The organism is Streptomyces sp., assembly GCF_035644915.1.
Taxonomy (GTDB): domain Bacteria; phylum Actinomycetota; class Actinomycetes; order Streptomycetales; family Streptomycetaceae; genus Streptomyces.
Window position 1 is genome coordinate 22,470 of the sequence record NZ_DASQNP010000170.1, and the last position, 6,729, is coordinate 29,198.

Below are 6,729 nucleotides of genomic sequence, written 5' to 3' on the forward strand. Positions count from 1 at the left end.
CGCCCAGGAGACCCATGTGAGACCGCACACCGCACGCACCCCCGCCCGGCGCCGCGCCGGACGCGCCCGGGGCCGGTTCACGGCCCTGCTCACCGGGGCCCTGCTCCTGCTGACGGCCCAGTCCGCGCCCGCCGTGCCCACCCCGTCCGCCGCCCCCGCCGCGCCGGAGCACACCCGCGGCCGGACCTGGGTCGGCACCTGGTCCACCACGCCCACGGCCGTCCCCGCCTCGGACACCACCGTCTTCGAGGACCAGACCCTCCGCCAGGTCGTCCACACCAGCGTCGGCGGGAGCGAGGTGCGCGTCCGGCTGTCGAACGAGTTCGGCGACCGGCCCCTGGTCATCGGCGAGGCCCGGATCGCCCGCCGCGCCGGCGGCGGGTCCGGCACCCGCATCGACCCCCGCACCGACCGCCCCCTCACCTTCGGCGGCCGCACCTCCGTCACCGTCCCCGCCGGCGCGCCCGCGGTCAGCGACCCGGTCCCCCTCAGGGTGCCCGCGGGCTCCGACCTCGTCGTCAGCGTCCACCTGCCCGAGCGCACCCCGGGCTCGACGGTCCACGCGTTCGCCTTCCAGCACAACCACGTCGCCGCCGGCAACGTCACCGCGCGGACGGACGTCGAACCGACCGCCACCACCGACCGCTGGTACTTCCTGACCGGCGTGAGCGTGCGGACTCCCCGCTCCGAGCGGGCCTCGGCCGTCGTCGCCCTCGGCGACTCCATCACCGACGGCTCCGACACCGACGTGAACGCCAACCACCGCTGGCCCGACCTCCTCGCCCGGCGCCTGCGCTCCGCCCCCGGCCCGCACCCCCTCGGCGTGCTCAACCAGGGCGTCAGCGGCAACCGCCTGCTGCACGACCCCAATCCGCCGGCCGGCTCCGGCGCCGAGGGGTACGCGGCGTACTTCGGCCAGAGCGCGCTGCGCCGCTTCGACCGCGACGTGGCCGCCCAGCCGGGCGCCGAACACGTCGTCGTCCTGCTCGGCGTGAACGACCTCGGGCACCCGGGCACCACCGCCCCCGCGTCCGAGAAGGTCTCCGCGGAGGACATCATCGCGGCCCACCGCCAGCTCATCGCCCGCGCCCACGAGCGCGGGCTGACGGTCCACGGCGGCACGATCCTGCCGTTCAAGGGCGACACCTTCGGCTTCCACAGCCCCGAGAACGAGGCCGCGCGCCAGGCCGTCAACCGCTGGATCCGCACCAGCGGCGAGTACGACGGGGTCGTCGACTTCGACGCGGCCCTGCGCGACCCGGCCGACCCGCAGCGGCTGCTGCCCCGCTACGACAGCGGCGACCACCTGCACCCCAGCGACGCCGGGGCCGAGGCGATGGCCCGCGCCGTCCCCCTCCACCTGCTGCGCTGACCGCCCGCCGCGCACCGCTGCCGCGCCGGACTCCGCCGCTCCCGTACGCTTGTTGGCACTTGCAGAGAAATACGATGTTTGTAGCGATATAGTCGACAGGTGCGAACGAGGGTGCGATCCTCCGGCACCAGGAGCCCGGACGAGAAGAGCTGACGGTGACCGGTGACGACGAGCTGACGCGGTTGCTGGCGGCGGCGGAGACCGCCCCGCCGACCGAGTCGGTCGACGTGCTCATGAAAGAGCTGAGGCGGCGCTTCGGCGCCGCCTCGGTCTCCTTCCTGGTCACCGACCTGCTGGGGAAGATGATGGTCCGGGTGGTGCCGGAGGAGGACGGCGGCGCCTGGGAGGACGCCGAGCGCATCACGCTGGCCGGCAGCACCCACGCCCGGGTGATCCGCACCCAGCGTCCGCACTGGGAACGGAACACCGCCTCGGGCAGATACCGCCTCATCGTTCCGGTCACCAACCGCGGGGACTCCCTCGGCCTGCTGGAGCTGACCCTGCCCGGCGACCCGGACGACGCCGTGATGGAGCAGATCGGGGCCGCCGCGCACGCCCTGGCCTACATCGTCGTCACCGACGGCCGCTTCACCGACCTGTACCAGCGCAGGCAGCGCAGCTCCGGGGTGAGCCTGGCCGCCGAGATCCAGTACCAGTTGCTGCCCCCCGCGCTGTCGTGCGAGGCCGCGCAGTTCACGGTGGCCGGCGCCCTGGAACCGGCCGCCAGCATCGGCGGGGACACCTTCGACTACTCGCTCGACCGCGACACGGTGCACCTGTCGGTCACCGACGCCATGGGACACGACGTCGACGCCGCCCTGCTGGCCACCCTGCTGGTCGGCGCACTGCGCGAGGGCCGCCGCGCGGACACCGCCCTGGTCGAACAGGCCCGCCGGGCCCACCAGGCCCTCCTGGACCACGGCCGGGGTGCCATGGCGACCGGGCAACTGCTGCGCATCGGCCTGAAGGACGGCCGGGCACAGATGGTCAACGCCGGCCACCCCTGGCCCCTGCGGCTGCGCGGGGACACGGTCGAGGAGATCCACCTGGGCATCGACCTCCCCTTCGGCGTCTCCTCCCCGCACTCGTACCGCGTCCAGGACCTGGACCTGCGGCCGGGCGACCGCCTGATCATGCTCACCGACGGCATGCTGGAGCGCAGCGGCGCGGACGTCGACCTGCCCGCCCTCGTCACCCGCACCCACGGTCTGCACCCCCGCGAGGCGGTCCGCGTGCTGGCGAGCGCGGTGTCCGGCGCCCACGAGGGCGGGCTGCCGGACGACGCCACCGTGATGTGCCTGGACTGGTACGGCACCGGCTCCACCCGGCGCGACGCCGACACCGGAGCCGACCTCGACCAGGCGTCCCCGCCCCAGGACGAGTGACCGGGCCACCGCCGCCGCGGCGCGCGGTCCGGTGGGCGGCCCCGCTCAGGCGCCCGCCGCCTTCGACCGGCCTTCGACGACGGCGGTGATGCCGTCCAGCAACTGCTTCAGGCCGAACTCGAACAGTGCGTCCAGGTCCAGGTCGTAGCCGCCTCCTTCCTCGATGGCCGTGACAACCTTGGTGAACACCGGATACCGGCCCGATCCGGTGATCGCCCGCAGCGCGGCGGTCTGACGGTCCATCCACTGCTCGTCGCTCAAGCCGGTCGCGGCTTCGGCCTGGACCTCCCGCTCCAGGTTGACCGCGATGCCCTGGACGTGGCTGTACAGCAGGACATGCAGGTCGAACACGGTCACCGGGTCGAGGCCGTGTCCGTCCAGGGCGCCGAGCATCCATTCGGCGTGGACCATCAGGTTGGGCAGCATCAGGGGGCGGGTCAGTGGACCGAGCTGCGCCAGCCACGGATGTCTGCGGTACAGCCGCCACAACGTGCGCGCGCCCAGCTCCAGGCGGGCCCGCCAGTCGTCGGGGGGCGTGGCAGGGTAGTCCGCCTCGCCGAAGGCGGCGTCGGCCATCAGCAGGACCAGGTCGTCCTTGCCGTCGACGTACCGGTAGGGGGACATGGCCGCCACACCCAGCCGGGCGGCAACACCGCGCATGGACAGTGCGGAGAGGCCCTCGGCGTCGGCGATCTCGATGGCGGTGCGGACGATCCGCTCCCGGCTCAGCTCGTGGTCGGGGGAAGAGGACGGGACGGTGGCGCGGGTGGTGCGGGGAGTGCGCGGCCCCGGCGATCCGGGCGCCGGGCGGCCGGCGACGACGGTGCCGACACGCGGCCGGGTCTCCACGAGCCCCTCCATCCGCAGCGTGGTCAGCGCCTTGGTGGCGGTGGCGAGCGCGACCCCCCATTCCCGGGAGATCCGGCGGGTGGAGGGGACCGGGGCGCCCGGGGCGAGTTCGCCGTCCGCGATGCGCCGTCGGATGTCGGCGACGATGCGCAGGTAGGGCGGCTCGGAGTCTGCGGCCACGTGACGTCTCCTTGAATGCTCACGGATTTCCGGCCCCGCTGCACCTGTACTAGTACAGGCGTATGCGGCGGAAATCCTCGACCGGCGGCTTCTGTCCTAGCTCAGCTTAGTAAATAAGCTGGTTGAAAGACCTGCGAATACGGCGTACGTTCAGCCGCGTACACCGTATGGAAGGGGCCTCGGTATGAGGACGGTACTCATTTCCGGCGGCGGGATCGCCGGATCCGCGCTCGCCCACCTGTTGCGCGAACGCGGCTTCGTGCCCACCGTCGTGGAGCGGGCTCCCGGTCCGCGCCGGGGCGGACAGGCGATCGACATCCGCGGCGCGGCACTCGACGTCATGGCGCGGATGGGCCTGCTGGAGCGGGCGCGGCGGGTCCGCACGCGGATGCGCGGAATGTCGGTGCTCGACGCCGAGGGCAGGGAGGTCGAACGGTCCACCGAAGCGACCTTCAGCAGCGGCCGGCTCGACAGCGACGACATCGAACTGCTCCGCGACGACCTGGTGGACCTGCTGCACGAGCACACCCGCGACGGGGTGGAGTACGTCTTCGGGAACTCCCTCACGGCCCTGGAAGAGGACCCGCACGGGGTACGGGCCGACTTCGCGCACGGGCCGTCGCGCACCTTCGACCTGGTGGTGGGAGCGGACGGACTGCACTCGGCCGTACGCCGCCTGGTGTTCGGCCCCGAGGAAGAATTCGTCCGCCATCTGGGCGTCTACGTGTCGGTCTTCGGCGCGGACAACTTCCTCGGCCTGGACGACTGGCAGGTGTGGGTCCGGGACGGAGACACCGGCTACGGCGCCATGCCCGTGCGCGACAACACCGAACTGAGGATCGCCTTCGGCTTCGAGTCCGGACCGCTCGACGACGACCACCGCGACACCGGGCGGCTCAGGCAGCTCGTCGTCGACCGGCTGGAGACCATGAGCTGGCGGGGACCGGAACTGGCGAAGGCCGCCCGGGAGGCACCCGACTTCCACTGCGACGCCGTGGCCCAGATCCACATGGAGCGCTGGTCGCACGGCCGGACGGTGCTGCTGGGGGACGCCGGGTACTGCGCGTCCCCGATGTCCGGCCAGGGCACCAGCCTGGCCTTGGTCGGCGCCCATGTGCTGGCCGCCGAACTCGGCCGGGCCGGTGAGGACCACCGCACCGCGTTCGCCCGTTACGAGGAGCGCATGCGGCCGTTCGTCGCGCTCAACCAGGCCCTGGCCACCGAGAACCCGGGCGGTCCGGCCCCCCACGAGTCCGTCGAGCGGGCCAAGAACGCCATCTCGCTCGACGGCTGAGCCGCCGGGCGCCCGCCGGGCACCCGGCGGGAGGACCGGGAGGGCTCCGTGCGGGGCCCGGGCGGAACCGGGACGCCGTACAGCACGAGGTTCTCCTCGTACCCGCCCGCCTCCCGCCGCCACCGGCCGGTGCAGGTGACCAGCGCCAGCCTGGCGGCGCCCCGGGCGCTGAACAGGTCCCCGGGCAGCGCCTCCCTGCGGTAGGTGCGGCGCGCGGTGATCACGTAGCGGTGGCGCACGCCGTCCGCCGTGATGACCTCGGCGTGCGCCCCGAGCGGCACCCCGCGCAGCGCCGCGAAGACCCCCGGCCCCGCGCCCCGGACGTCGACGTGCCCGGCCAGCAGCACGGTGCCCCGGGCGGCCCCGGGCGTGCCCCCGAGCGCCCACCAGCCCAGCCGGCGCGGCGAGTCCGGAAGGCGCAGGGCCCCGTCGGTCCCGGCGGCCACGGCCTCGACCGGGGCGGTGAGGTGGCCGGGTACGGAGAGGGCGAGCGGCGGTGCCGCGGGGGAAGGGCGCGGCACCGCCGCAGTACGGCCGGCCCCGGGTACGGTCCCGGCGTTCCCCGCCGGAGGGGCGGGGGCGTCCAGCAGCAGGACTCCCGCGGCGACCGCGGCCAGCCCCACGCCGACCGCCGCCCCCGGACCGCACCGCCGTGGTGACCGGCCGCGCACGGTGGACCGGTGGTCAGCGCCCGGCCGCGGCGCGGCGCGCACGGGCGGCCCACACGGCACCGGACGCGGCGAGCAGGACGCCGCCGCCCAGGGCCGCCGCTCCGGCGTGCTGCCGCACACCCGGGGAGTCGGCCGCCTGGCCTCCGCTGCCGGAGGGGACGGTCATGGCGTGGGCGGGTGCGCGGCAGGTCCCGCCGCGCACCGCCTCCAGGTGCATGGCGACGACCGGCCGGGCGGCCCGGGCGGACGCCCTGACCTCGGGGTGCCGTCCGGTCCTGATCTCCTGGTCGATCAGGGCCAGGGTCTTCTCGTGGGAGGCGGCCTGCAGGCGCAGCCAGGCCCGGTCGTACTCGGGCGTGCCGGCCTTGGCGCGGACGGCCGCCAGTTGCTGCTGCTGTTCGGCGGTGGGCGTGCCCGGCAGGGAGACGCCGAGCTTGCCCGCCAGTGCTTTGTCCTGCGCGTCCAGACGCGTGTGGTCGCGCACCAGGACGGCGCCGACGTTCCTCACACAGGAGGTGGCGGCGTTCCTCTGCGCGTCCTGACCGGCGGCTATCTCCGCGAGATTGCCCTGGTGGGACGCCTTCAGGTAGGTGCTGTCCTGCTCGCTGGCCTGCTCGACGGCGACGGCCGGGCAGGTGACCGCACCGGCCATGGTCAAAGCCGCCGCGGTGGTGGAGGCCCAGTGCCATGTACGCATGTCCAAGCTCCGTTCTCCGTCGGTCCGGGCGGATGCCGCCCGCTGCCGACCCGGGGCGGGCGCCGTACGGCGCCCGCCGAATCGATGAATTCCCCGGCCGGTCGAATGGACGCGGAACGTGCCGCCAATGGAGTACCGGTATTTCGCTCCGTGTGGAGAGCTCCACGGAGAGGAATGGAAAACCGGAACCATGATTTTCCTCCCGTGCTTTTCCGGCCCCGGAATTCCCTTTTCCACGGGGGTGGGGGGCCGGCCGGCGGGGCGTTCACCCCCCGCCGGCG

General features: G+C 74.0%; 5 protein-coding genes and 1 pseudogene. 3 read left to right on the top strand and 3 right to left on the bottom strand.

From position 1 onward, the window contains the following. Positions 1 to 16 precede the first annotated feature (16 nt). Together VE546_RS19045 and VE546_RS19050 are read left to right on the top strand one after the other, a co-directional pair. Complete coding sequence (locus tag VE546_RS19045; RefSeq protein WP_324923910.1) at positions 17 to 1,372, top strand: SGNH/GDSL hydrolase family protein; 1,356 nt, start codon at positions 17 to 19, stop codon at positions 1,370 to 1,372. A 233-nt stretch (positions 1,373 to 1,605) separates the two neighbouring features. Further along, the gene (locus VE546_RS19050) at positions 1,606 to 2,757 is read left to right on the top strand and encodes a PP2C family protein-serine/threonine phosphatase (protein WP_324923924.1); all 1,152 of its coding nucleotides are present in this window, start codon (positions 1,606 to 1,608) and stop codon (positions 2,755 to 2,757) included. Positions 2,758 to 2,802: 45 nt separating this feature from the next. On the opposite strand, the gene VE546_RS19055 is transcribed toward VE546_RS19050, so the two are convergent. Beyond that, on the bottom strand, positions 2,803 to 3,786 hold the full coding sequence (locus VE546_RS19055; protein ID WP_324923912.1) for a TetR/AcrR family transcriptional regulator C-terminal domain-containing protein: 984 nt from the start codon (positions 3,784 to 3,786) through the stop codon (positions 2,803 to 2,805). A gap of 184 nt (positions 3,787 to 3,970) precedes the next feature. On the opposite strand from VE546_RS19055, the gene VE546_RS19060 reads away from it, so the two are divergent. After that, on the top strand, positions 3,971 to 5,080 hold the full coding sequence (locus VE546_RS19060) for an FAD-dependent monooxygenase (protein ID WP_324923914.1): 1,110 nt from the start codon (positions 3,971 to 3,973) through the stop codon (positions 5,078 to 5,080). Positions 5,081 to 5,160: 80 nt separating this feature from the next. Here VE546_RS19060 and VE546_RS19065 read toward each other — a convergent pair. Further along, positions 5,161 to 5,871: pseudogene (locus VE546_RS19065) on the bottom strand (sortase domain-bontaining protein); the annotation flags it as partial. Then, positions 5,765 to 6,448 (bottom strand): DUF4142 domain-containing protein, encoded by a 684-nt coding sequence (locus VE546_RS19070; protein WP_324923916.1) that lies wholly within the window; start codon positions 6,446 to 6,448, stop codon positions 5,765 to 5,767. The gene VE546_RS19070 and the pseudogene VE546_RS19065, both read right to left, overlap by 107 nt. Between the last annotated feature and the right edge of the window lie 281 nt (positions 6,449 to 6,729).